20 protein-coding genes and 3 tRNA genes are annotated in these 21,054 nt (G+C 65.3%); 13 read left to right on the top strand and 10 right to left on the bottom strand.

Annotated elements, in window-relative coordinates; genetic code table 11:
- Nucleotides 1-43: 43 nt before the first annotated feature.
- Entirely contained in the window at nt 44-1,795 is a 1,752-nt protein-coding gene (locus PGC08_RS04100) for a thiamine pyrophosphate-dependent enzyme (RefSeq protein WP_271709587.1), read from the top strand.
- Nucleotides 1,796-1,856: 61 nt separating this feature from the next.
- Nucleotides 1,857-3,488, top strand: coding sequence for an amidohydrolase (locus tag PGC08_RS04095; protein ID WP_271709586.1), 1,632 nt, complete (start codon nt 1,857-1,859; stop codon nt 3,486-3,488).
- A 3-nt stretch (nt 3,489-3,491) separates the two neighbouring features.
- On the opposite strand, the gene PGC08_RS04090 is transcribed toward PGC08_RS04095, so the two are convergent.
- Nucleotides 3,492-4,853 carry an aspartate aminotransferase family protein gene (locus tag PGC08_RS04090; RefSeq protein ID WP_271709585.1) on the bottom strand — a complete coding sequence of 454 codons (1,362 nt, stop codon included), beginning with the start codon at nt 4,851-4,853 and terminating at the stop codon, nt 3,492-3,494.
- Nucleotides 4,854-4,974: 121 nt separating this feature from the next.
- Here PGC08_RS04090 and PGC08_RS04085 point away from each other — a divergent pair, with 121 nt between their 5' ends.
- Entirely contained in the window at nt 4,975-5,586 is a 612-nt protein-coding gene (locus tag PGC08_RS04085; protein ID WP_271709584.1) for a YigZ family protein, read from the top strand.
- A 32-nt stretch (nt 5,587-5,618) separates the two neighbouring features.
- Here PGC08_RS04085 and ybaK read toward each other — a convergent pair whose 3' ends face one another.
- Both ybaK and PGC08_RS04075 read right to left on the bottom strand, forming a co-directional pair.
- Nucleotides 5,619-6,119 (bottom strand): Cys-tRNA(Pro) deacylase, encoded by a 501-nt coding sequence (ybaK, locus tag PGC08_RS04080; protein WP_009881607.1) that lies wholly within the window; start codon nt 6,117-6,119, stop codon nt 5,619-5,621.
- 256 nt (nt 6,120-6,375) lie between these two features.
- Entirely contained in the window at nt 6,376-6,723 is a 348-nt protein-coding gene (locus PGC08_RS04075) for a metallopeptidase family protein (protein ID WP_009881606.1), read from the bottom strand.
- Nucleotides 6,724-6,896: 173 nt separating this feature from the next.
- Between PGC08_RS04075 and PGC08_RS04070 the strand changes: the two genes are divergently transcribed.
- From PGC08_RS04070 to PGC08_RS04060, 3 genes are all read left to right on the top strand, one after another.
- Nucleotides 6,897-6,969: transfer RNA gene (locus PGC08_RS04070), tRNA-Glu, on the top strand.
- Nucleotides 6,970-7,024: 55 nt separating this feature from the next.
- Nucleotides 7,025-7,098 (top strand) — tRNA-Asp (locus tag PGC08_RS04065).
- A gap of 68 nt (nt 7,099-7,166) precedes the next feature.
- A tRNA-Phe gene (locus PGC08_RS04060) sits at nt 7,167-7,242 on the top strand.
- A 71-nt stretch (nt 7,243-7,313) separates the two neighbouring features.
- Here the strand turns inward: PGC08_RS04060 and PGC08_RS04055 are convergent.
- Nucleotides 7,314-8,174: a CPBP family intramembrane glutamic endopeptidase gene (locus PGC08_RS04055; RefSeq protein ID WP_226823743.1), complete on the bottom strand. Its 861-nt coding sequence runs from the start codon at nt 8,172-8,174 to the stop codon at nt 7,314-7,316.
- A gap of 195 nt (nt 8,175-8,369) precedes the next feature.
- On the opposite strand from PGC08_RS04055, the gene PGC08_RS04050 reads away from it, so the two are divergent.
- The 3 genes from PGC08_RS04050 (at nt 8,370) to PGC08_RS04040 (ending at nt 10,821) form a co-directional block, all read left to right on the top strand.
- Complete coding sequence (locus PGC08_RS04050) at nt 8,370-9,260, top strand: SDR family oxidoreductase (RefSeq protein ID WP_101583933.1); 891 nt, start codon at nt 8,370-8,372, stop codon at nt 9,258-9,260.
- A 114-nt stretch (nt 9,261-9,374) separates the two neighbouring features.
- Nucleotides 9,375-10,358, top strand: coding sequence for a patatin-like phospholipase family protein (locus PGC08_RS04045; RefSeq protein ID WP_069599545.1), 984 nt, complete (start codon nt 9,375-9,377; stop codon nt 10,356-10,358).
- Nucleotides 10,359-10,437: 79 nt separating this feature from the next.
- Complete coding sequence (locus PGC08_RS04040) at nt 10,438-10,821, top strand: hypothetical protein (RefSeq protein WP_193078385.1); 384 nt, start codon at nt 10,438-10,440, stop codon at nt 10,819-10,821.
- 19 nt (nt 10,822-10,840) lie between these two features.
- On the opposite strand, the gene PGC08_RS04035 is transcribed toward PGC08_RS04040, so the two are convergent.
- Complete coding sequence (locus tag PGC08_RS04035; RefSeq protein ID WP_271709583.1) at nt 10,841-11,650, bottom strand: isocitrate lyase/PEP mutase family protein; 810 nt, start codon at nt 11,648-11,650, stop codon at nt 10,841-10,843.
- Complete coding sequence (locus tag PGC08_RS04030; RefSeq protein ID WP_069599542.1) at nt 11,647-12,357, bottom strand: ArsR/SmtB family transcription factor; 711 nt, start codon at nt 12,355-12,357, stop codon at nt 11,647-11,649. Before PGC08_RS04030 ends, PGC08_RS04035 begins: the two co-directional genes overlap by 4 nt.
- A gap of 73 nt (nt 12,358-12,430) precedes the next feature.
- Between PGC08_RS04030 and PGC08_RS04025 the strand changes: the two genes are divergently transcribed.
- Both PGC08_RS04025 and PGC08_RS04020 read left to right on the top strand, forming a co-directional pair.
- The gene (locus PGC08_RS04025) at nt 12,431-13,858 is read left to right on the top strand and encodes a sugar porter family MFS transporter (RefSeq protein ID WP_271709582.1); all 1,428 of its coding nucleotides are present in this window, start codon (nt 12,431-12,433) and stop codon (nt 13,856-13,858) included.
- Between the two features lie 9 nt (nt 13,859-13,867).
- Complete coding sequence (locus tag PGC08_RS04020; protein ID WP_009881595.1) at nt 13,868-14,239, top strand: universal stress protein; 372 nt, start codon at nt 13,868-13,870, stop codon at nt 14,237-14,239.
- 9 nt (nt 14,240-14,248) lie between these two features.
- On the opposite strand, the gene PGC08_RS04015 is transcribed toward PGC08_RS04020, so the two are convergent.
- Nucleotides 14,249-14,731, bottom strand: a complete 483-nt coding sequence (locus tag PGC08_RS04015; RefSeq protein WP_125177960.1) for a DUF1648 domain-containing protein — start codon at nt 14,729-14,731, stop codon at nt 14,249-14,251.
- A gap of 103 nt (nt 14,732-14,834) precedes the next feature.
- Here PGC08_RS04015 and mgtE point away from each other — a divergent pair, with 103 nt between their 5' ends.
- Both mgtE and PGC08_RS04005 read left to right on the top strand, forming a co-directional pair.
- A complete protein-coding gene (mgtE, locus tag PGC08_RS04010; RefSeq protein ID WP_271709581.1) occupies nt 14,835-16,202 on the top strand; it encodes a magnesium transporter in 1,368 nt (455 codons plus the stop codon).
- A gap of 91 nt (nt 16,203-16,293) precedes the next feature.
- The gene (locus PGC08_RS04005) at nt 16,294-17,559 is read left to right on the top strand and encodes a C45 family autoproteolytic acyltransferase/hydolase (protein WP_271709580.1); all 1,266 of its coding nucleotides are present in this window, start codon (nt 16,294-16,296) and stop codon (nt 17,557-17,559) included.
- Between the two features lie 25 nt (nt 17,560-17,584).
- Here the strand turns inward: PGC08_RS04005 and PGC08_RS04000 are convergent, their stop codons facing one another.
- From PGC08_RS04000 to PGC08_RS03990, 3 genes are read right to left on the bottom strand one after another with little or no spacing between them, the layout of a single operon-like run.
- Nucleotides 17,585-19,387: an ABC transporter ATP-binding protein gene (locus tag PGC08_RS04000; protein ID WP_193078381.1), complete on the bottom strand. Its 1,803-nt coding sequence runs from the start codon at nt 19,385-19,387 to the stop codon at nt 17,585-17,587.
- Entirely contained in the window at nt 19,384-20,613 is a 1,230-nt protein-coding gene (locus PGC08_RS03995; protein WP_271709579.1) for an ABC transporter transmembrane domain-containing protein, read from the bottom strand. Before PGC08_RS03995 ends, PGC08_RS04000 begins: the two co-directional genes overlap by 4 nt.
- On the bottom strand, nt 20,610-21,050 hold the full coding sequence (locus tag PGC08_RS03990; protein WP_271709578.1) for a hypothetical protein: 441 nt from the start codon (nt 21,048-21,050) through the stop codon (nt 20,610-20,612). The genes PGC08_RS03995 and PGC08_RS03990 overlap by 4 nt, the downstream gene beginning before the upstream one ends.
- Nucleotides 21,051-21,054 lie beyond the last annotated feature (4 nt).

Genomic DNA, 21,054 nt, shown 5'->3' with positions numbered 1-21,054 from the left:
ATCATACGGCGTTGTGCGACCGAATGTTCAAGAGTCTGCCCACATGAGACAAAAGAATGATAAGCATGAAGCCATGGACAACTCCGCGCCTCTTTCCGCCGGTCATCTCCTCGTCAAGGAGCTCGAAGCCCACGGCGTCCAGCGTGCCTACCTGGTCCCCGGCGAGTCCTATCTCGACGTGCTCGATGGCCTCCACGATTCGACTATCGCCCCCATCGTCTGCCGCCAGGAGGGCGGAGCCGGCTACATGGCCGTAGCCGAGGGCCGCATGACCGGCATCCCCGGAATCGCCATGGTCACCCGTGGACCTGGTGCCTCGAACGTCATGGTATCCGTCCACACTGCCTACCAGGACGCGACACCGTTCGTCGTGTTCGTCGGCCTCATCCCCACCGCACAGCGTGGCCGCGAGTCCTTCCAGGAATTCGACCTGAACGGCTGGTTCTCCACCACGACGAAGAAGGTCCTCACCCTCGGTGACCCGGACAAGGCCGCCGAGGTGGTCACCGACGCCATGCACACCGCAGTGACCGGCCGGCCGGGTCCCGTGATCGTGGGCCTGCCTGAGGAGATCCTGGTCAAGGCCAGCGTGGGGACGGTGCTACCGCCGCGCACGCATGGTTCTGCTGCTCCGTATTCAGGCGATGTCACCGAGCTGCGGGCCCGCATTCTCCAGGCCGATCGTCCCGTCCTCATCATCGGCGGCGAGGACTGGTCCCCGGCGACCTCGCGCAGGATCGCGCAGTGGTCACGCGACCGCGGCCTCGGCGTCATCGGCACCTTCCGTGCCTACGACGGCATCGACCACGACTCCCCCAATTTCCTCGGCATGCTCGGCTTCGGCGCTTCCGCGGTGGCCAAGAGAACCTTCGCCGAGGCTGACCTGCACATCTTCCTCGGTTGTGTCCGCACCGATGTGGCCACCGATTCCTTCACCATCGGCACCGACGCCAAGACCGTCGTCATCGGCCCCGACCCCGATGCGCACGGGCACTTCGGCAGCCTCGACCAGCACATCGTCACCCCGGTCAACCGCTTCGCCCAGGCCCTGTTCACCGAAGACGGTGCCCGCGCCTACTCGGTGTCCTCCGACGGGTCAATCGATGAGCCTGCTGTCGGAGATGAGCACCTGAGCGGCAACGACGAACCGGTGCCGCTGCCCGAATGGATCCGCCAGGCTCGGGCAGAACTCGAGGAATGGCGGGTGCCGGTAGCCATCTCGGCGAGCTCTGCTTCTGCCGGCGAGGACTTCGTCGACATGGATGAGGCCTTCGTCCATGTCCGGGAGCTGTTGCCGGACAACGCGATCATCACCTACGGGGCCGGGAACTTCTCCGGCTGGGCCACCAGGTTCCTGCCCACCCACGGATTCCCCTCGGCGCTGGGACCGCGCAACGGATCGATGGGCTTCGGGCTCCCCGCCGCCGTTGCCGCCGGGCTCGTTCATCCCGAGCGTCCCGTGTTCTGCATCGCCGGCGACGGGGACTTCCTGATGAACGGCCAGGAGCTCGCCACCGCCGCACAGTACGGTGTCAACCTCACCGTGGTCGTCAACGACAACTCTGTCTACGGCACGATTCGCGGCCACCAGGATCGCGAGTATCCGGGCCGCGCAACAGGCACGTCCCTGTCCAGTCCCGATTTCGCGGCCCTGGCCACGGCCTTCGGCGGTATGGGGTTGACAGTCGAACGCACGGAGGACTTCCGGGATGCCTTCGAGAAGGCACTGGCTCACAAGGGTCCTGCGCTCGTCCGCTGTCTCACCGACCCCGCGATCCGCGGAGCCCGGGTGTGAGTGCCACGCTGTCCCCGACCCCCACGCTGTAACTGATTCTGACGCTGCAAAGGTGACTGACATGAACATCGACGCGATCTTCACCGATCTCGATGCCCACACGCTCGACCCGGCACGTCCGCGGGCGAAGAAGATCGGCGTCTTCGCCGGGCGCATCATCGGCTTCGATGAGGAGCTCGACGGCGTCACTGCGGATCGGGTCGAATCGCTGGGCGGGGCCACCGTGCTGCCGGGCTTCAACGACGTCCACTGCCACACCGCATGGTTCGGACTCACCCTGGCATCCATCGACGTCACAGCCCTGCCCGGCGGTCTGCCCGATGTCTACGCCGCCCTCGAGAAGGCAGCCGCAACAACACCTGCCGGAGAATGGATCAACGCTACCGGCTACGCCCACCGCGACTATGACGGGCAGTACCCGGAGCTCTCCCGCCTCGACGAGATCACCGGCGACCGACCTCTATTCATGCGACAGACCTCCGGGCATGCCGCCATCGTCAACACCGAGGCGATGAAGCGAGCAGGGATCCTCGACCCCGGCTTCAGCGACCCAGTCGGCGGCAAGGTCGTCACCGATGCGGCGGGCCACCCCACAGGCCTGGTCGAAGAGACCGCACAGGGCCTCGTCCAGGACCTCATCCGTCCCTATTCACTCGACACGATCGTCGAGGCCATCGACCTTGCGACCGCGTACTACGCGAAGGAAGGCATCACCTCCTTCGGCGACTGCGGCGTCGCCTACGGCTGGATCGGGCACTCCCCCATCGAAGTCAGCGCCTACCTGCGCGCGCGCGAAGAGAGCAAGCTGCGCGCCCGCGCCCAGCTCCTGCCGCAGGCCGACGGTCTCCATGAGATCGCAGCGAACTCCGCCGACGGCTTCGGCATCGGCCTCGATGCAGGGGTGCGCACCGGCCTCGGCGATGACCTCGTTTCCCTGGGACCGGTCAAGTTCTTCATGGACGGGGCGCTGAGCGGGGAGACCGCTGCTCTGCGGGAGAACTACGAGGGCAAGGACCATCCCGGCTACCTGCAGGCCGACGCCGAGGTGCTGCGCAAGCAGATCCTGGACACCTACGCCTCCGGGTGGTCCGTCGCGGTCCATGCGATCGGCGATGCGGCCGTGGATGCTGCGGTGGCCAACATCGTCGACGCCCAGGCCAAGTACGGTCGTCGAGCCGTTCCCAACCGGATCGAACACGCTGCCCTCGTCCATGATGAGCACCTGGCCACCTTGGCCGACAACGGCATCGTCGTGACCCCGCAGTCCGCGTTCGCCGAAGGCATCGGCGATGGAATGAACGCCTCGCTGGGGCCCGCGCGCCGCTCACTAATCTACCGCGCGAAGTCCTTCATCGACGCCGGTGTGCTGCTGGCCGGCAGCTCGGATCGCCCCTGCGCCGACGGCAATGCGCTGCGCGGCATCGAAGCCTTTGTGACCAGGAAGACCCGCGACGGCGACATCATGGGCTCGGCCGAGGAATGCCTGAGCACCGATGAGGCGATCGCCGCCTACACCTCGGTCGCCGCCGAGGCCTCCGGGCACGGCGCGGACAAGGGAACACTGTCACGCGGGAAGCTCGCGGACTTCGTGGCCCTCGACGCCCACCCCGCAGACGTGGCTCCTGAGCAGATCTCACAGATCCCCGTCCGCGCCACCGTCCTCGGCGGCGACTTCACCCACGACGCCCGCTAGAGCTCAGCGGGAGAAGTCGAGGTCGGTGAGCACCTTCTCGAAGACGCCCAGGCCCGTTTCGAGGTCCTCTTCGCTGATGTTGATCGGCGGGACCACGTGGAGACGGTGATAGTTGTTGAAGGGCACCACCCCGTGTTCTTTGAGCGCAGCCACCACCGAGGCGACCTCGGGTGAGCCGCCACCGTAGGGTGCCAGCGGTTCCCTCGATTCCTTGTCCCAGACCAGTTCGATCGCCCAGAACGCGCCGACGCCGCGGACTTCGCCGACGTGCTTCGAGTTCTCCGCGATCTGGCGCAGCCTGGGCCCGATGATCTCCTCACCGATGCGTTCGGCATGTTCGATCATGCCTTCCTCGTCCATCGCCTTGAGCGTCGCGACGGCCGCGGCACAGGCCAGCGGGTGGCCGGAGTAGGTGAGCCCGCCGGGGTAGGCCTTCTGTGCGAACGAACCGTAGATCTCCTCATCCATGATCACTCCGCCCAGGGGAACGTAGCCTGAGTTCACGCCCTTGGCGAAGGTGATGATGTCGGGCACCACATTGAAGTGTTCGAAGGCGAACCATTTGCCGGCCCGCCCGAATCCGGCCATCACCTCGTCGGCGATATAGATGATGTCGTGTTTGTCGCACAGGGCTCTCACGCCCTGCATGTACTCGCTGCCAGGCAGCATGATGCCGGCCGTGCCGGGGATGGACTCGAGGATGATCGCGGCGATCGTCGACGGACCCTCGAGTTCGATGGTGCGCTCGAGGTGGCGCAGAGTCCTCTCGGTCTCCTCCGCCTCGGTGGTGGCCGAGAATTCGGACCGGTAGAGGAAGGGCCCGAAGAAATGGACGACACCGGAGTCGCCACGGTCATTGGACCAGCGGCGCGGGTCACCGGTGACGTTGACGGCCGTCTCCGTGCCCCCGTGATACGAGCGGTATCGGGAGAGGATCTTGTGTTTGCCGGTGTGCAGCCGGGCCATGCGGATCGCATGCTCGTTCGCGTCCGCGCCGCCGTTGGTGAAGAACACGTGGTCCAGACCGGCCGGGGTGCGTTCGGTGATGAGGCGGGCGGCTTCGGACCGGGCGGCGTTGACGTGGGCGGGACTGATCGTGCACAGCAGGTCCGCCTGGTCCTTGATGGCCTGGACGACCTTCGGATGCTGGTGGCCGATGTTGGTGTTGACGAGCTGTGAGGAGAAGTCGAGGAACGACTGTCCCTGACCGTCGACGATGGTCGACCCCTGCGCGCGGGAGACGGTCATCGGGTCGATGAGCTCCTGGGCTGACCAGGAGTGGAAGACATGCGCTCGATCGAGTTCGTAGGCTCTGGCGGATTCGTCCTTGATCGCCGAGATTTCAGCTTCGCTGAGCTGCTGCACAACGCATCACCCTTTCACCATTGTTCAGGTTCGTCCGCTCATCGTAGATCAGATTCCGGCGAAACGGTCCCGGCCCGTGCTGCCGGGATCCGCGTCAGTGGTCTTCGGTAGAGTGATCGGCATGCCCTACCGCACGATCGCCGCCCCCGTTGAGACCGAGATCGAGATCAAGAAGTCACGCTTCATCGGCTTCCTCGCGCCGGTCGCCGACGAGGCAGAGGCTCGGGAGGTCATCGCCGAGCGCCGCAGCGCCCACCCGAAGGCGCGCCATCATTGCACCGCGTTCGTCCTCGATCCCGATTCGCGCACACAGCGCTTCAGCGATGACGGGGAACCAGCAGGAACGGCCGGGGCGCCGATCCTCGACGTCGTCTCCGGCCACGGTCTGACCTTCGTCGTTGCGGTCGTGACCAGGTACTTCGGGGGTACTCTGCTGGGTGCGGGAGGACTCGTCCGCGCTTACGGCCAGGCCACCTCGGCGGCCTTGGAGACGGCACGCATCGTGACGAAGCATGAGCTGGTGCCGGTGCGAGCCGAGGTGGACTACGCCCAGGCCAATGCCCTGGATCGGGCGGCCGGGAACCGGGGCTGGACGACACGGTCACAGTACGGTGCCGCCGTGCATCTGGACATGATGGTCCCCGTCGCCGAGGTGGACGCGGCCCTGGCAATGTACGCAGACGTCACCGCCGGTCAGGCAGAGCCCGCCGTCGGTGACGTCGAATGGGTGTGATCAGGTCTGGGTGTCGATCAGTGCTGAACTGATCAGTCCAGAGCTGCGATCTTCCCGACCTGTGCGTTGGTGAGCATGACGAGGTCCTCGGGACGGATCTCGATCTCGAGGCCACGGCGGCCTGCGGAGACGAAGACCGAGGAGTGCTCGAGTGCGGTGCGGTCGATGACGACCGGCACAGCATGACGCTGCCCGAACGGAGAGACTCCGCCGACCGGGTAGCCGGTGCGGCGCTCGGTCTCGGCCACGCCTGCCAGCTGAGCCTTCTTCGCTCCGCGTGCCGACGCGAGACCCTTGAGGTCGAGCTGCCCGGACACGGGGACCAGGGCGGTGACGGGTGCGCCGTCGACCTGGATCATCAGGGTCTTGAACACCTGGTCGGAGCCGACGCCGAGCTTATCGGCTGCTTCGGACCCGTAACGGCGGGTGCTGGGGTCGTGATCGAAGCTGTGCAGGGTGTATTCGATGCCTGCCAGGTTGAGTACACGGACGGCCGGGGTAGCCGCGCTTGTCGGTTTGGATGCCACTGTCATAAAGGGGTCGTGCCTCCTGCCCGTAAATCTGCGGGGACACGCGGAGCATTTCTGCCCGGGGCTTTCGCCCCTGTGTTCCCGCGTCGATACGGACGGAATGTTGTATCGAATGCTGATGGGTACCCGCCCACAATAAGCGAAGTCCAGGCTCAAGCGCCAATCAATGACGGGTGATGAAGCACCTGCCACCGCCTACGACCTGGGGTGACGCTGGACTTCACCGTCGCTTGCGGGGACTGCGGAGGGGCGTCTGGGTTCAGCCCCAGCCGATCTCGTGGAGGCGTTCGTCGTCGATTCCGTAGAAGTGGGCGATCTCGTGGACGATGGTGATGACGATCTCGCTGCGCAGGTGATCGCGGTCCTCGGCAAAGGAGATGAGGTTGTCGCGGTAGAGGAAGATGTTGTCCGGCAGTTCGAGGCCGGAGATTCCCCGCTCCCCCACCGGCGTTCCGTCATAGAGGCCCAGCAGGTGCGTGTTCCCATCCTCGGGTCGGTCCTCGACGAAGAGGGCGACATTGTCGAGTTCGTCGGTCACGCCCGCGGGAAGCTGGTCGATTGCCTCATCAAGGATCGTTTCGAACTCTTCATCACTGAGGTCTTCCATGTCCCCAGCCTAATGGGAGGGTCTCCGAAGCGGCTGTGGACTGCCCTCTCGATCACCGGTTCGCTGGCCTTCGAAACAGTGTGACCGAGGACACGGGTTGCCGGTTTGCGCTCAGCAAAAAGGTTGGGATAAGCTTAACGTCGTTGCCCCGGGGGAATCCGAGGACAACCTGGGCCCCCATCGTCTAGAGGCCTAGGACACCGCCCTTTCACGGCGGCGACACGGGTTCGAATCCCGTTGGGGGTACGGTGTAGGATTGGAAAGTCCGCCACCACAACGGATACACTAGTTACACCAGTTAGGCCCTGTAGCGCAGTTGGTTAGCGCGCCGCCCTGTCACGGCGGAGGTCGCCGGTTCGAGTCCGGTCAGGGTCGCGGAGCACAAGGCTCTTCTTCGGAAGGGCCTTTGTTTCTCTCAGCATACTTCGGTATGTTGACGGCCTGGCTCTGTAGCTCAGTTGGTAGAGCGTTCGACTGAAAATCGAAAGGTCACCGGATCGACGCCGGTCGGAGCCACCACACAATGAAAACCCTCGCTTCGGCGAGGGTTTTCGTGTATCCGCAGCCGGCCCACAGCCGCCCAAGCTCAGTCAGCCCTCGCTGAGCGCGGGCAGGGATGCTTCGGGAACCTGCCGCCGATTGCGCGGTGGGAGGATCGTGCCGCGTCGATGAGCCATCCAGACGAAGACGGCCCCTGCGAGAATGCAGATTGCAATGGAGAGCACACTGCCCTCGGGGCCGAAGTCTCCGCCGGTCAGAAGCACCGGGCCCGACATCGTCGCATCCAGCAGCCCCTGCGGAGTATCGGCCCCGGAGACTTCGGTGCTGAAGACTCCGCCAGCAGCGATGTTCCATCCGAAATGCAGACCGATCGGAACCCACAGTCGTCTTGTCGCCATATAGGCAGCGGTGAGCATAAAGCCGGCCTCGACCGCGATGGCGATCGCACCGAAGAGTGAAGCGTTGGGGTTCAGCAGGTGCATGAGGCCGAACGCCAGTCCGGTGACCACCATGGCGATCCATGACCCGGTCCGCTCTTCGACGACTCGGAACAGGACACCCCGGAAGATCACTTCCTCGGTGACCGCGGCTGCTGCCATGAGACCGAGCAGCCCCAACAGTGCTCCCGGAGATCCGAGTCCATCAACCGTGTACCCGCCGAGGAGCGCAATGGCAGCGATCGAAAGACAGAACAGGCCGATGCCGATAAGCGCTCCGAGGCTGAGCGCCCGGAGAGCACCTGCCGACGACACCTCGACGACCGGGCGATGTTCAGTGCGCCGCACGACAGCGCGGTAGACGATGAGCGTGAGGGTGGCAGTGATCAGCCCTGCCAGGAGAGCAAACACCCCGTTTCCTCCGACGATATTTGCCGCGACTCCTCCGAGCGCGGTGACTGCCACAACGGCGACAAGCTGTTTGATGAGACGCACGACATTGACTCCATTCATAGGATGACCGGAAGCGTTCGCCCCGTCCATCCGCGACGATAGGGGGCACGTGTCTGGGCCGACATCACTCTGGAGAGTGAAAAGAGAAGAGACCAACTGGTTACGAATCGGTAACTATGGCATGTATTGTGATGTCAGTAACAGCGCCCCCAATCGAACCATGCGCTGAAACTCGAGCTGCAAAGGAGCAAACATATGACCCGCGGTACCCCAATCGAAGGTGCACGAGTACTGATCACCGGCGCCGGCAGCGGCATCGGCCGTCTGATGGCACTCGACGCCGCAGCGCGTGGAGCAGCGGAAGTTCTCATCTGGGATCTCTCAACTGAGAGCGGACAGCGCGTTGCCGACGAGATCGCGGCAACCGGCACCAACGCCCGGTCCTTCACCGTCAACGTGGGCAACTCCAAACAGGTCACAGCAATCGCCGAAGACACCGGCCCCGTGGACGTCCTCATCAACTGCGCCGGAATCGTCACCGGCACGAAGCTGCTCGAGGCCGATGAGGCCGCGATCCGCCGAGTCTACGATGTCAACACCCTCGCCCTGTACTGGGTCACCCGTGCCTTCCTGCCCGGAATGCTCGAGCGCGACCGGGGCACGGTGGTCACCATCTCAAGTGCTGCAGGAATGGTCGGCGTAGCCAGGCAGACCGACTACTCGGCGAGCAAGTACGCCGCGGTGGGCTTCACCGAATCGCTGCGTGCCGAACTGCGCGCCGATGGTCACAACGTCAACACCCTCGTCGTCTGCCCGTTCTACATCAACACCGGCATGTTCGAAGGCGTCAAAACCAAGTTCCCACGTCTCCTGCCCATCCTCGAAGAGACCAACGTCGCCAACGACGTCCTGGACTCCGTCGAATCGGGTCGTGAGCAGCTGGTCATGCCGTCGTTGGTCCGCATCCTGCCCGGGGCGCGACTGCTGCCAACACGGGTCTTCGACAAGGTGATGGACTTCCTCGGCGTCAACAAGACCATGGATCACTTCACCGGCCGCCGCCCCGTGATCGCAGAACAGAACACTGCATCACCGGCCGCCGAGCTCAACGATGCCGACCCTGTCTCGGCACCCGCACCGCGCTGAGAAACAACACGGCCCACTCCTCTCATTGTCCCCGCCCCTGCGGGTAGACAATGAGAGGAGTCCCGTCGGCACGAGGGTCGCCGGGATACCGAGGTCTCTGAGGAGGAGTGCGTCATGGCCGTCACCGATCTGGTCCTCGAAGGCGGGGGCGCCAAACTCCCGGGACTCGTCGGCGCGGTCAATGCGCTGAGCTCGGCGAACTATTCCTTCAACCGCATCGCGGGAACCTCGGCCGGCGCGATCGTGGGCGCTCTGACTGCCGCAGGATTCCCTCCGGAACGACTCATCGAAACGATTCTAGGCAAGGACTTCACCGACTTCGAAGACCTCAGCCCGGCCTTCCGTCTCGCGCCGTGGCTGGGGAAGATTCAGGGGCTCGTGTTCCATAAGGGGATGTATCTCGGCTCGGCCCTCTATGACTTCCTTGACGAGCTCCTCGCCGCGCAGGGCATCCGAACCTGGGGCGACCTGCGCCTGCACGATGCCAACAGTGCACTTCCGCCGGAACGCCAGTACCGCCTCGTCGTCATCGTCTCCGATGTCTCACGTGGTCGCATGCTCCGTCTGCCCTGGGACTACCGCGAGGCACTGGGCGTCGACCCGGATTCGCAATCGGTCGCCGAGGCGGTCTGTGCTTCCGCGGCAACTCCGTTCTTCTTCCGGCCCCGCTCCCTGCAGGCAGACCCGCATACCGCCGGCGGTGCCTCGGTGCTCGCGGCCGATGGTGGCCTGCTCTCGAACTTCCCCGTCGACATCTTCGATCGCAGAGACAGCCAGCCTGCACGCTGGCCCACCCTGGGGGTGATGCTCTCGGCCAAGACCACGGCCGAAGCCGAATGGCGGCCCAATGCGAACACCTACCAATATGCGCTCTCGCTGCTGTCGACGATGATCAATGCCCACGACCGGCGCCATATCGATGAGCCCTCGGTCACCGATCGCACGATCTTCGTCGACACCGGTGCACAGAGCAGCACCGACTTCGATCTGACGATGGCGGACAAGATGGAGCTCATCGGGTCAGGTGAGGCCGCGGCCGAAGAGTTCCTCAGCGCCTGGGACTGGCAGGCATGGAAGGAACGCTACGACCGCAGGTGATCGCACCACCTGCGCACCGCCCGCTGCTCGTGCAACAATGTGAGCGTCGACAGACACGACCACCACCGAAGGAGCGATCATGAGCGACAATCCCAACGATCCGACACAGTGGCAGGACGAACCCGAGATGGGTGCACCGCTGATGGATGACCCCACCCTCGACGAACCCACGGCCGATGAGCTCGATGATCCGGAGCTCAATGCCGCCGAGGCGGAAGCCGATGACGTCGATCCGGAACTCGACCCGGACCTCGATGTCGAACCCATCGACGCCGAACCCGGTGCCGATGGCCCCGAGGGCACAGGCATCGAAGGTGCCGATGATGCCCTGCTCGAGGACTCGGGTGAGGGCGACGAACTCGATGCCCCGGACATCTCCGGTGAGTTCTCCACGGATTCAGCCACCGCGGCCGATCTGGGGAATCGTCCCGGTGATGAGATGCTGACCGAAGACGAGGACTGAACCGAGAACTGACCTGTGGTTAGTCGCCCAGCTGCGAGACCGTCCGGTAGGTCAGCACATTCGCTGTCTGCGCCGGGCGGTCTTCTCTCAGCCCACTCAGTGACTGCGCTGCCGCCGAGATCGCGGCCCGGTAGAGCAGCGAACCGGTGCTGATCCTGGCCACCCCCACCTCGGCGAACTGCCCACGTGAGTACCGCGGACTGGCGAGAACGTTGACCGGCAGCGGACTCGCGTCCACGATCGGCTTAACGACTGCCAGATCTAGGTCACCGGGAACGAAGATCCCATCTGCCCCGGCATCGACATAGCGGCGCATCCGCTCGAGGGTATCGCCGAGGCTGTCCTGACCGGTCCAGTACGTGTCGATCCGCGCGTTGACGAAGAGATCCGGGAATCCCTCCTTGATCGCGGAGACCTTGCCCACCAGGGCCAAAGGTTCGACGAGGCGCCCGCGAGCGGAATCCTCGATGTTGATTCCGTCGATCCTCAGGTCGGCGCCCTCTCCTGCGAAGGCACCTCGCAGAGTTTCAACGACTGTGGCCGGGTCGTCACCGTAGCCGTCTTCGAAATCGCAGGTGAGCAGGGCATCGGGCAGTGACCGTCTGATGTTTTCCAGCAGGTCCGCCATCGCCCTGAGCGTTTCACGATCCTCATCGGCGGCGCCGATTCCGGCGGCCACACCCAGACTGGTGGTGCCTACGGCAGGGTGACCCGCCTCGGCGAACAATCGCGCACTTGCCACATCCCAGGCACAGGGCAGGATGAACGGGTTTCCGGGTATGTGAAGGCTGTGGAAGGTCCGGTGCGGGGCGGTAGTTGTGCTGGTCATAGCTGTGTCACCTCGGTGGTGAGAATCCAGTCGAGTTCGTCCCGACCGGTCGGTGTGAGTGTGAGTGCGCGAGAGCTGCGACGGCGGACGATCCATTCCCGGTCGAGGAATTGTGCGCAGATGGCATCTCCCAGCCACCCGCCGAGGTGGGTGCGTCGTTCCGTCCAATCGAGGCAGGCACGTGTCAGCGGGCGAGAGATTGAGGCCGCGGTGGGGACATCGATTCCCCATTCTTCTGCCAGGCCAGAAATTCCCGGCTCGGTCACGGTCGCGGTGTCATCGGCCCATCCTCTCGCGGTGACTGCCGCCCAGATCTGGACTCCCAGATGTCCGGCGATGTGCCGGTAGCAGGTTCGTGCCTCAAGGAGGTGCCGGTCGCGGGTCTTGGCCGCCAGGCTCGGGGCCGATTCGATCCGCTCCCCCGCCAGCGCACCCGTGTGTTCGAGCCAGTCGGCGATGTCTCTCGAGGCCAGCTGCACATAGCGGTGCCGACCCTGCCGACGTTCGGCCAGTACGCCGCGAGCGATGAGGATGCTGACGTGTTCGGACGTCGATGACATCGGCACCTGCAGGGCACGTGAGAGCTCCGTGAGCGTCCATGCTCTACCGTCGAGGAGGCTCGTGCAGATCATGACGCGGGTGGGGTCGGCGAGCGCCGAGGCCAACGCGGCGATGTCCGGTGCCGATTCCGGGTGGCTCCTGGTCATAGCTCGATGGTATGCCCCTGAATGTTCGGGCTCGGCCGAACTGTGTTAGAACGAGAGAGGAAAGGAGGCGCTCTTGTCGTCATCGCCCTATCCCCATCGACAGCAGTTCGACTTGCCGCATGCCGGTTCTGGTCGTCCTGTTCACCGCCTCGGCATCATCGCCACCGTGGCCACCTTCGGCGGGCTCCTCTTCGGCTATGACACGGGCGTCGTCAACGGTGCGCTCGAACCGCTGAGCCAAGATTTCGGTCTCACGCCGCTGTCCGAGGGGCTCGTCGTCGCCAGCCTCATGGTCGGTGCCGCATTCGGCGCGGTCTTCGGCGGTCGCGTCGCCGACGCCTACGGCAGGCGTCACACGATCCTCCTGCTGGCAGGTGTCTTCATCATCGGCACGCTGGGCTGTGTGCTGGCCCCGGGCGCGGAGTTCCTCATCGGTGCTCGCTTCGTCCTGGGCATCGCAGTCGGCGGAGCCTCCGCCACCGTCCCCGTCTATCTGGGCGAGATCGCCCCCTCAGAGAAACGCGGATCGTTCGTGACCCGCAATGAGCTGATGATCGTCGCCGGGCAGTTGGCGGCGTTCATCATCAACGCCGTGATCTTCAACGTCTGGGGCCACGTCGACTCCATCTGGCGCTGGATGCTCCTCGTCGCCCTCCTGCCCGCGATCGCCCTGCTCGTGGGCATGATCTTCCAACCCGAGAGTCCGCGCTGGCTGATCTCGAAGGGCCGCACCGAGGAGGCTCTCGCGGTCCTCAAACAGGTCCGCTCCCCAGAACGCGCCGAGGCGGAGCTCGCCGAGGTCACCCACCTCGCCTCCGAGGACGCCAAGCAGGCCACCGGTGGGCTCTCCGACCTCGGCACCCGTTGGGTCCTGCGCCTGGTCATCATCGGTGCGGGCCTCGGTTTCTTCCAGCAGCTCACCGGCATCAACTCGGTCATGTACTACGGCACGCAGCTGCTCACCAATGCCGGACTCGACTCCGGGGTCGCCATCATCGGCAACATCGCCAACGGCGTCTTCTCCCTGGCCGGCATCTCGGTGGGCATGTTCCTGCTCAACAGGCTGCCGCGTCGAGTCATGTTCCTCACCGGCTACGCGCTCATCGCGTTCTTCCACATCCTCATCGCGCTCACCGCGGTCGTCATTCCACCGGGACCGGCCCAAGCCTGGACAGTCCTCGTCTTCCTCGTCCTCTTCGTCTTCTCCATGCAGGGCACGGTGGGACCGCTGACCTGGCTGATGCTCTCAGAGATCTTCCCCATGAAGATCCGCAGCTTCGCCATGGGCATCTGCGTTTTCGTGCTGTGGATCATGAACGCCGTCGTCGCCCAATTCTTCCCACCGCTCATCGAGGCGATGGGCATGACCGCGACCTTCAGCATGTTCGCCGGCTGCGCCGTCATCGCCTTCATCTTCCTCTACACGCTCCTGCCCGAGACGAAGGACAAGGACCTCGCCGAGTTCGAGCGCGAGTTCAAGGCGAAGTACGGCAGAAAGTAAGGAGTCACCATGTCAGTTGCGGTTGCAGTCACCGACAGCCCCGAAGGCCGCACGGCCTTGGACAGTGCCGTCGCCGAGGCCCGAGCCCTGGATACCGGTCTGCTGCTCATCAACCTCACCCTCCACGATTTCACCGACGACGAGATCCCTGCCGATCTCGATGTCACGCTCATCAACCGCTCCGGACGCGGTGACCGTGATCCGGTCACGGCCGTCCTCGATGAGCTGTCCGACCACGCCGAGGTGGATCGACTCGTCCTCGGTGTGCGCAGTCGGTCCCGGGTGGGCAAGGTTCTGCTGGGTTCCGTCGCCCAGCGCCTCATCCTCCGCTCCCCCGTGCCCGTGCTCACCGTCCGGGTGCCGGAGGCTGCCCGGCGTTGAAGCGGAAGCTCAACCGGCCGAGAGTGTTCGTTTGACCCCGACGATCGTCGCGGTCGCCAGGCCGAGGATGCCGGCGAGGAAGAATGGGGCGCCGTAGCCGCCCCAGACAGAGATGGCGGTGCCGACGTAGACGATGAACAGGGCCGCCGAGACCCACACCATCATCCGTTCAGACTCCCGAAAGACGGACTGCGCGTTCTCTGCGGTCACGACGACCGGGAAGTTGAGCATCTGCGGCCGAGTGGACAGCCACGAGGTAGCGGCGATGAGCACACAGAGCAGACCGACGAGGACGAACAGAGTCCAGCTCGGACCGTAGCTGTCGGCCCTGCCCGCAAGGTCGAAGTGAGTGGGAATCAGATCGGGCAGAAACGGGTAGCCGGCCAGCAGAACCGCGGAGAGCACGACAGTGGCAAGCAGCGTCGAGCGTCGCACCCACTTGGTGAGAGTCCCGGTCACATAGTTCGTCGCGTAGTTGTCGTGCCCCACCATATAACGATCGTACCCGTCACCAGCGGGCCGCTTTGGGCCCGGCGTCTCACGGTGACATAGGCTGGACAGCGATCACCCGGGCCCCGGACGCTAAGGAGCAGTCATGACTGATATGACGGTGGAGAACTCGGCGGCCGACCGCCTCGAATCCGCGCTGTCGGGACGCATCGACCGGGCCGCGATGGACGAGATCGCCGAACTTGCCCACCAGGTTCCCCTCCCCGAGCTGACCCGCCTCGTCCACACGAGCACACCCCTGCAGTCGGCGGTCCTTTTCCGCATCCTGGATAAGGATGAAGCTCTTGCCGTCTTCGAGAACCTTCCTCCGGGTTACCAGGCGGAACTGATCCAGAGCCTGCGGGAACCGGAGGTCGCCCACATCGTCGAGGGCCTCGACCCCGACGACCGTGCCGAACTCTTCGGCGAACTTCCCGCCAACGTCGCCCGCAGGCTGATGAGCGGACTCGATGCCGAAGAACGCGAGATGACCACCGCGGTCCTCGGCTACCCGAAGAAGGCGATCGGCCGGTACATGTCACCCGAGGTGCTCAGCCTCCACGAGGACTGGACCGCCGCCGAGGCGATGGAGGTCGTCCGTGCCCGCATCGACGGTCCTGAGACCGTCTACCTCCTGCCCGTCGTCGGGGTCGGTCGTGTCCTCTTGGGCGTGGTGTCACTGCGTAACCTCATCGCCGCCGAGGCCGAGGCTCCCGTCGGGGACCTGGTGCGCGAATCCATCAGCACGCAGGCGCTGACCGACCGTGAGGTCGCCTCCCGCCAGTTCCTCTCCCACCGGCTCATTGCGATGCCGGTCGTGGACCAGGAGGACCGCCTCGTCGGGATCCTGACCATGGACGATGTCCTCGACATCGTCGACGAGGAGGATGCCGAGGACATCGCCCGCTCCAGCGGCTCCGAACCCCTCGACCGCTCCTACCTCTCGAGCACAATCTTTCGGCTGGTCAAGAGCCGCATCGTGTGGCTGCTGGTCCTCGCCGTCTCCGCAATCCTCACCGTGCAGGTCCTCGAGGTCTATGAGGATCGGCTCGACCAGGTCGTCATCCTCGCCCTCTTCATCCCGCTGCTCACCGGCACGGGCGGCAACACCGGCAACCAGGCTGCAACGACCGTGACCAGGGCGCTGGCCGTGGGCGAAGTGAGAATCCGCGACCTCGGGAAGGTCATCTGGCGCGAGCTGCGGGTCGGTGCACTGCTGGGAGCTGTGCTCGGCGCCTTGGGCTTCATCGTTGCGGGCTTGGTCTATGGGTGGGCGATCGGTCTGGTCATCGGACTGACTCTGCTGTCGGTGTGCATGATGGCTGCGACCGTGGGCGGGCTGATGCCGATCATCGCGAAGCGCGTCGGGGCGGATCCGGCGGTGTTCTCCAATCCGTTCATCTCCACGTTCTGCGACGCCACCGGCCTGATCATCTACTTCACCATTGCCACGACGATTCTGGGGCTCAGCTGATCGCAGTTCGTCTCGGCCGGTGAAAGATCCAATCACCAAGTCTTGTCAAGGTTTTGTTGACACACCAGGAGTGTCAACTTAACCTTGACGCATGACTTCATTCAATTTCTTTGCAATCACCGAAGACCGCCCCTCGACCCGCTGGCAGTCACTGTTCGATGCCGTGTGGCCCGGCTACCGCGCCTGGTATCTCCGCGACGGGGATGTCGCTCGGCCCAGTCTGGCCACGGCCGAGGCCAAACTGCGCGAACACATGCCCGAACTCGTCCCCACCTGGCAGCGCCTGGTCGAACTCGCACGCGGGGACGAGACCGCAGCACGCATGCTCACACTCTGGAACCCGCCGCGTTTCCTCCCCGGGTGTTCACAGGTTGCCCTGCAGTCTCCTGAACCGGCGCTGGTGCGCAACTACGACTACGGGTTGGAACTGTTCGAACAGGTCCATGCCTCGACTCGCTTCGGCTCACGCCGAGTGATCGGGACCTCGGACTGCCTGTGGGGTCTCCTCGATGGGATGAACGAGGACGGGCTCGCCGTCTCCCTGGCCTTCGGCGGGCGTCCCGGCGACGGTGACGGCTTCGCCGCTCCGCTGGTCGTGCGCTTCCTACTGGAGGTCGCCGGCTCGGTGCCGGAGGCCCTGCGCCGGCTCGAGACGATACCGGTGTCCATGTTCTACAACCTGACCATGATCGATGCCGACGGCACAGCAGTGACGGCCTACGTCGGTCCCGGGATGGCCCCGGAGGTCATCGATGATCCGGTGGCGACGAACCATCGCGGTCGCCACCCGGAGTTCCCCGAACATGCACGACGATTCCGCAGCCTCGAGCGACAGGACTTGCTCACCGAGGCAGTGGAACAGGGGTGCGATGTGCAGGAGCTGGCCGAGAGAATGCTCAGCCCCGGAGTCTTCAGCGACGACTACGACAACGCCTTCGGCACCCTGTACACTGCCGTCTATCTGCCGCTGCGAGGCGAGGTCGAATATCATTGGCACGACCGCACCTGGACCCGCAGCCTGAACTCTACCGAGGAGATGATCATCGTGACCCTCGATGAAGACAGTCCCGAACCGATGCACGTCGACGGACAGCCCGAGAACCAGCCGATCACGGATCCGGTCAGGGAATTCGCGGGCTCCGCTGTGGCCGATCTGCTCGACACAGCACGGCAGGCCGTCCACGATCTGTCCCATTCGCCGGCCCCCGAGGCGTTTTCGGCGCTGCTCAGCCTCTCCGCCGAGGTCGGTGAGGCCCTGGGGACCAGTGCTCGCACGATGGCCGAGCACAATTCCTGGGCCCGGGTGGCCGAGATGGCCGACGTCAGCCGTCAGGCAGCCTGGCAGCGCTGGCGCTGAGCGTCCACGCGCCCCGGCCGTAACATCACGCCGACCACGCCGACCACAGTTGGGCGTAACGGCCCCCTGCCGCGACCAAGTCCTCGTGCGGGCCCTCTTCGACGACCCGTCCATGCTCCATGACCAGAACCCGATCAGCGGTCTCGGCTTGGCTGAGGCGGTGGGCGACGACGAGGGCACCACGTCCGGCGAGGGCGGAACGGGCAGATGCTTCGAGCACGTGGGCGCCGGCGGATCCGGCCTCGGCGGTCGCCTCGTCGAGGATCGCGAAGTCCGGATCGGCGAGCACCAACCGGGCCAGGGCGATCGACTGGTCCTCGACGGCGCTCAGTCGCGTACCGCCGTCACCGACCTCGGTGTCCAACCCGTGTGGCAGTGCGGTGGCCCAGCTGGCGCCAACCGTATCCAATGCCGCGATGATCTGCTCGTCCGAGGCCTCCGGGACCGGCAGCGCCACGTTCTCACGCAGGGTCCCGGTGAACGTGTGCACCTCTTGGGCGACCATCGTGATGTGCCCGCGCAGTCTGTCGTCGGGCAGCTCGGTCAGCGACACTGACCGTCCCGTCTCCCCCGCCGAGGGGGTTGTGGCCCTGGCGAGTGCGGCTCGGCCTCGGGTGGGTGCGGAGAGTCCCGCCGCGATCCGTGCCAGCGTCGATTTTCCGGCCCCGGTGGTGCCGACGACGGCGACGACCTCGCCGGGGTTCAGGCGCAGACTCACACCCTTGAGGACATGGTTGCTCGATTCGGGATCCTCGTCGTAGGAAAACCATAGGTCCTCCAGCACCAGGGACGGACGGTCGATGCTGATGTCGTTCGTCCGCCTCGGCGAACTTGCTGCTTCATCGATGACGCCGACCATGCGGGTCAGTGAGGCACCTGCGGATTGGACCTGGTCGAAGAGGCCGACTAGGGCGCCGATCGGGTTGAACAGGCGGTGGAAGACCAGGGCCGCGGTGGTCACGGCACCAGCGGTCGTCTCCCCGAAGTAGACGAGGGCGAATCCGGCGATGAGGAGCAGAGAGAGCACAACAGCCTCGGCGCGGTTATTGCGTGAGAAGGCGCGGGTGAGGAAGCTGAATACGCCGATCGAGAGGTCCCGGGCCTGCCCTGAGGCGGCGTCGATGCGGGAGAGCTCCCCGGACTCCGCACGGTAGGCACGCAGGGTTCGGGCACCGGTGAGTCCACCGAGGAGACGTCCGGCGCGACGCCCGAAGGCAGCGCGCTCCTCCTTGTAGAGCGGTTCCGACCTGGGCAGATACCAGCGCAGGGTGAGCCAGTACATCGGCAGGGCGACGAGGCCGACGATGCCCAGGCGCCAATCGATCGCGGCCAGACCGACAGCGGAGACGATGACGATGAGGAGTGATTCGACGACGAGTGGCAGCACCTGCGCTGCGGCCTCACTGATCTTGCGGGAATCGTCGGCGACCCTCGAGACCAGGTCACCCGTTCCCGTCGATTCGATGCGCTGTGCTTCGAGGGTGAGCGCGGAGTCGACGACCTGTGTGCGCAGGTCTGCGACGACGGGCATCGCGATATGGGCCAGCGCCCACGCGCCGATCCAGGTGCCCAAGGCCATGACCACACCCGCGATGGCCACGGCGATCGCGCACGTGATGACGACATCTGAGCCGGCTCCGGCAGGGAGTTCGTCGACGAGGCGGCCGATCGCCCACGGTCCCACGAGTCCGGCACCGGCGTTGGCGATTCCGGCGAGGATGAGGACGATGAGCCAGTTCCAGCGGGCGCGCAGCAGCGGAGCCAGATGGGCGAATGAGCGACGCCGAGAGGCGATCGCCAGTGTGGTCTGAGGAGACTGTTCACTCATCGGGTCACCGCGTTTCGGTAGGCTGCGGCGGCGAGGAGTTCGGCGTGCTTACCCACGAGGCTGGGGCCGGTAGTGGGCACGAACACGACCGAATCGGCGGCGGCAAGGAAGGCCGGTGAGCTGGTGAAGATGAGCGTGGCACCACCACCGCGTGAGCTGCGCAGCTTCTGAAGCCCGGAGGCTATGCGTGCCTCAGTGACGGCGTCGACCGCGGTCGTGGGTTCGTGGAGGATAAGGACCTGCGGGTCGGCGTGCAGGGCTCTGGCCAGGGCCACCCTTTGGCGCTGCCCCCCGGAGAGGTTGCCGCCGAGTTCCTGGATGCGGTGGTCGAGTCCATTCTCGACGAGACCAAGGAGTTCGTCGGCACCCGAGGCGGCCAGCACCTCGGCGCTCACAGGGGCCTCGCCAGCACTGAGGATCATGGTGATATTGGAGCGGATGGTGCCCTCGAACAGGTCGACCGTGTGCGGTGAGACGAGCATCTGCCCCACCGTGGTACCGCGGGCGTGGGTGCTCAGGGCGGCGAGAAGCGCCGACTCCGGTGCGGGGTCCTCTGTGACGATGCAGGTCAGGGTGCCGAAGTTGGTGGTGACGTCGACCGTGCGCTCCTCCCCCACGGACCAATCGCGGATGCTGATCGCCTCGTCGTCGATATCGACGGTCGGTGCTGGTGCGTCCGACGGTGCTGTCGTCGGCTCGGCATCGTCTATGTCGTTCAGCAGTTGGGTGATCCGTTGGGCTGCTCCGTGGGATTGGGCGAAGAGGCCGACGATCTCGGCCAGCGCGCGCATCGGTTCGGTGAGGAATGCGGTCATACCGAGGATGCCGATGAGTGCGCCCACGCTCATCTGTCCGTCGATGAGGCGCAGGCCGGCGACGATGAGGACGATGGCGAGCACGACCGACATGACGAGTGCTCCGAGGCCGGCGAGGCGGCCGGTCCTCTCACCGGTGGCGATGCCGGCGGTCGCGGCCTCGTCCGAGGTGTGACGGTAGCGGTCCACGGCCCAGGTTTCTCCGCCCATGGCCTTGATCACGCGCAGCCCGTGCATGAGGTCGGAGGCCGACCGGCCGGCTCGCGCCACGGCCTCGAGCTGTGCGTTGGCCTTGGTGGACACGGATCGTCCGGGCAGGGCAACGATGAGCAGCCCGATGGGCACTGCAATGAGGACGACGAGTCCGGTCACGGGGTCAGCGATGAGGAGGAAGACGGCGGCCGTGATCATGCCCAGCACCGAGGCGATTCCTCGTCCAGCTGGGCGAAGGACTGGGCTGCCGTGTCCGCGTCTGCCGAGGCGATCGAGAGGACCTCACCGGAGGCGCGGTCGGGTGGAAGGTTCGCCGAGGTGAGAGCTGCGTGGGTGATTTCCACGCGCAGGGCGTGCGCCTCATGTTCGCGGGCAGAGTTGCACAATCGTGCACCGAATCTGTAGCCGAGGCTGAGCACGGTGAAGAGCAGGGCGATGCCGAGGATGGAGACGAGGAGCATCGGGAGGGAGAGCGGGATGATCGCGACGTCGACGACGATGCCGATGGCCACGGGGACGAGTGCCTCACAGACCTGCCACAGCGACATAGTGATGACGCCGGGAAGCAGGAAACCGAGCCGCCGGCGGACGGCTCTGCGGAGAAGCATCGAACCTGATGAGGGAGTCTGCGGCACGAAG

Origin of the sequence: Brevibacterium sp. BDJS002 (assembly GCF_028201555.1) — a bacterium.
GTDB lineage: Bacteria > Actinomycetota > Actinomycetes > Actinomycetales > Brevibacteriaceae > Brevibacterium > Brevibacterium aurantiacum.
The sequence above is the reverse complement of the archived record's forward strand: the minus strand, read 5'-3'. Positions and strand labels throughout refer to the sequence as shown.

What these genes read in the sequence shown, in the direction of transcription:
- PGC08_RS04045 (WP_069599545.1), top strand. Translation starts at nt 9,375, where the DNA reads ATGGCCGTCACCGATCTGGTCCTCGAAGGCGGGGGCGCCAAACTCCCG.
- PGC08_RS03995 (WP_271709579.1), bottom strand. Translation starts at nt 20,613, where the DNA reads ATGATCACGGCCGCCGTCTTCCTCCTCATCGCTGACCCCGTGACCGGA.
- PGC08_RS04095 (WP_271709586.1), top strand. Translation starts at nt 1,857, where the DNA reads ATGAACATCGACGCGATCTTCACCGATCTCGATGCCCACACGCTCGAC.
- PGC08_RS04015 (WP_125177960.1), bottom strand. Translation starts at nt 14,731, where the DNA reads ATGGTGGGGCACGACAACTACGCGACGAACTATGTGACCGGGACTCTC.
- PGC08_RS04040 (WP_193078385.1), top strand. Translation starts at nt 10,438, where the DNA reads ATGAGCGACAATCCCAACGATCCGACACAGTGGCAGGACGAACCCGAG.
- PGC08_RS04005 (WP_271709580.1), top strand. Translation starts at nt 16,294, where the DNA reads ATGACTTCATTCAATTTCTTTGCAATCACCGAAGACCGCCCCTCGACC.
- ybaK (WP_009881607.1), bottom strand. Translation starts at nt 6,119, where the DNA reads ATGACAGTGGCATCCAAACCGACAAGCGCGGCTACCCCGGCCGTCCGT.
- PGC08_RS04085 (WP_271709584.1), top strand. Translation starts at nt 4,975, where the DNA reads ATGCCCTACCGCACGATCGCCGCCCCCGTTGAGACCGAGATCGAGATC.
- PGC08_RS04020 (WP_009881595.1), top strand. Translation starts at nt 13,868, where the DNA reads ATGTCAGTTGCGGTTGCAGTCACCGACAGCCCCGAAGGCCGCACGGCC.
- PGC08_RS04035 (WP_271709583.1), bottom strand. Translation starts at nt 11,650, where the DNA reads ATGACCAGCACAACTACCGCCCCGCACCGGACCTTCCACAGCCTTCAC.
- mgtE (WP_271709581.1), top strand. Translation starts at nt 14,835, where the DNA reads ATGACTGATATGACGGTGGAGAACTCGGCGGCCGACCGCCTCGAATCC.
- PGC08_RS04000 (WP_193078381.1), bottom strand. Translation starts at nt 19,387, where the DNA reads ATGAGTGAACAGTCTCCTCAGACCACACTGGCGATCGCCTCTCGGCGT.
- PGC08_RS04030 (WP_069599542.1), bottom strand. Translation starts at nt 12,357, where the DNA reads ATGACCAGGAGCCACCCGGAATCGGCACCGGACATCGCCGCGTTGGCC.
- PGC08_RS04075 (WP_009881606.1), bottom strand. Translation starts at nt 6,723, where the DNA reads ATGGAAGACCTCAGTGATGAAGAGTTCGAAACGATCCTTGATGAGGCA.
- PGC08_RS04050 (WP_101583933.1), top strand. Translation starts at nt 8,370, where the DNA reads ATGACCCGCGGTACCCCAATCGAAGGTGCACGAGTACTGATCACCGGC.
- PGC08_RS04055 (WP_226823743.1), bottom strand. Translation starts at nt 8,174, where the DNA reads ATGAATGGAGTCAATGTCGTGCGTCTCATCAAACAGCTTGTCGCCGTT.
- PGC08_RS04100 (WP_271709587.1), top strand. Translation starts at nt 44, where the DNA reads ATGAGACAAAAGAATGATAAGCATGAAGCCATGGACAACTCCGCGCCT.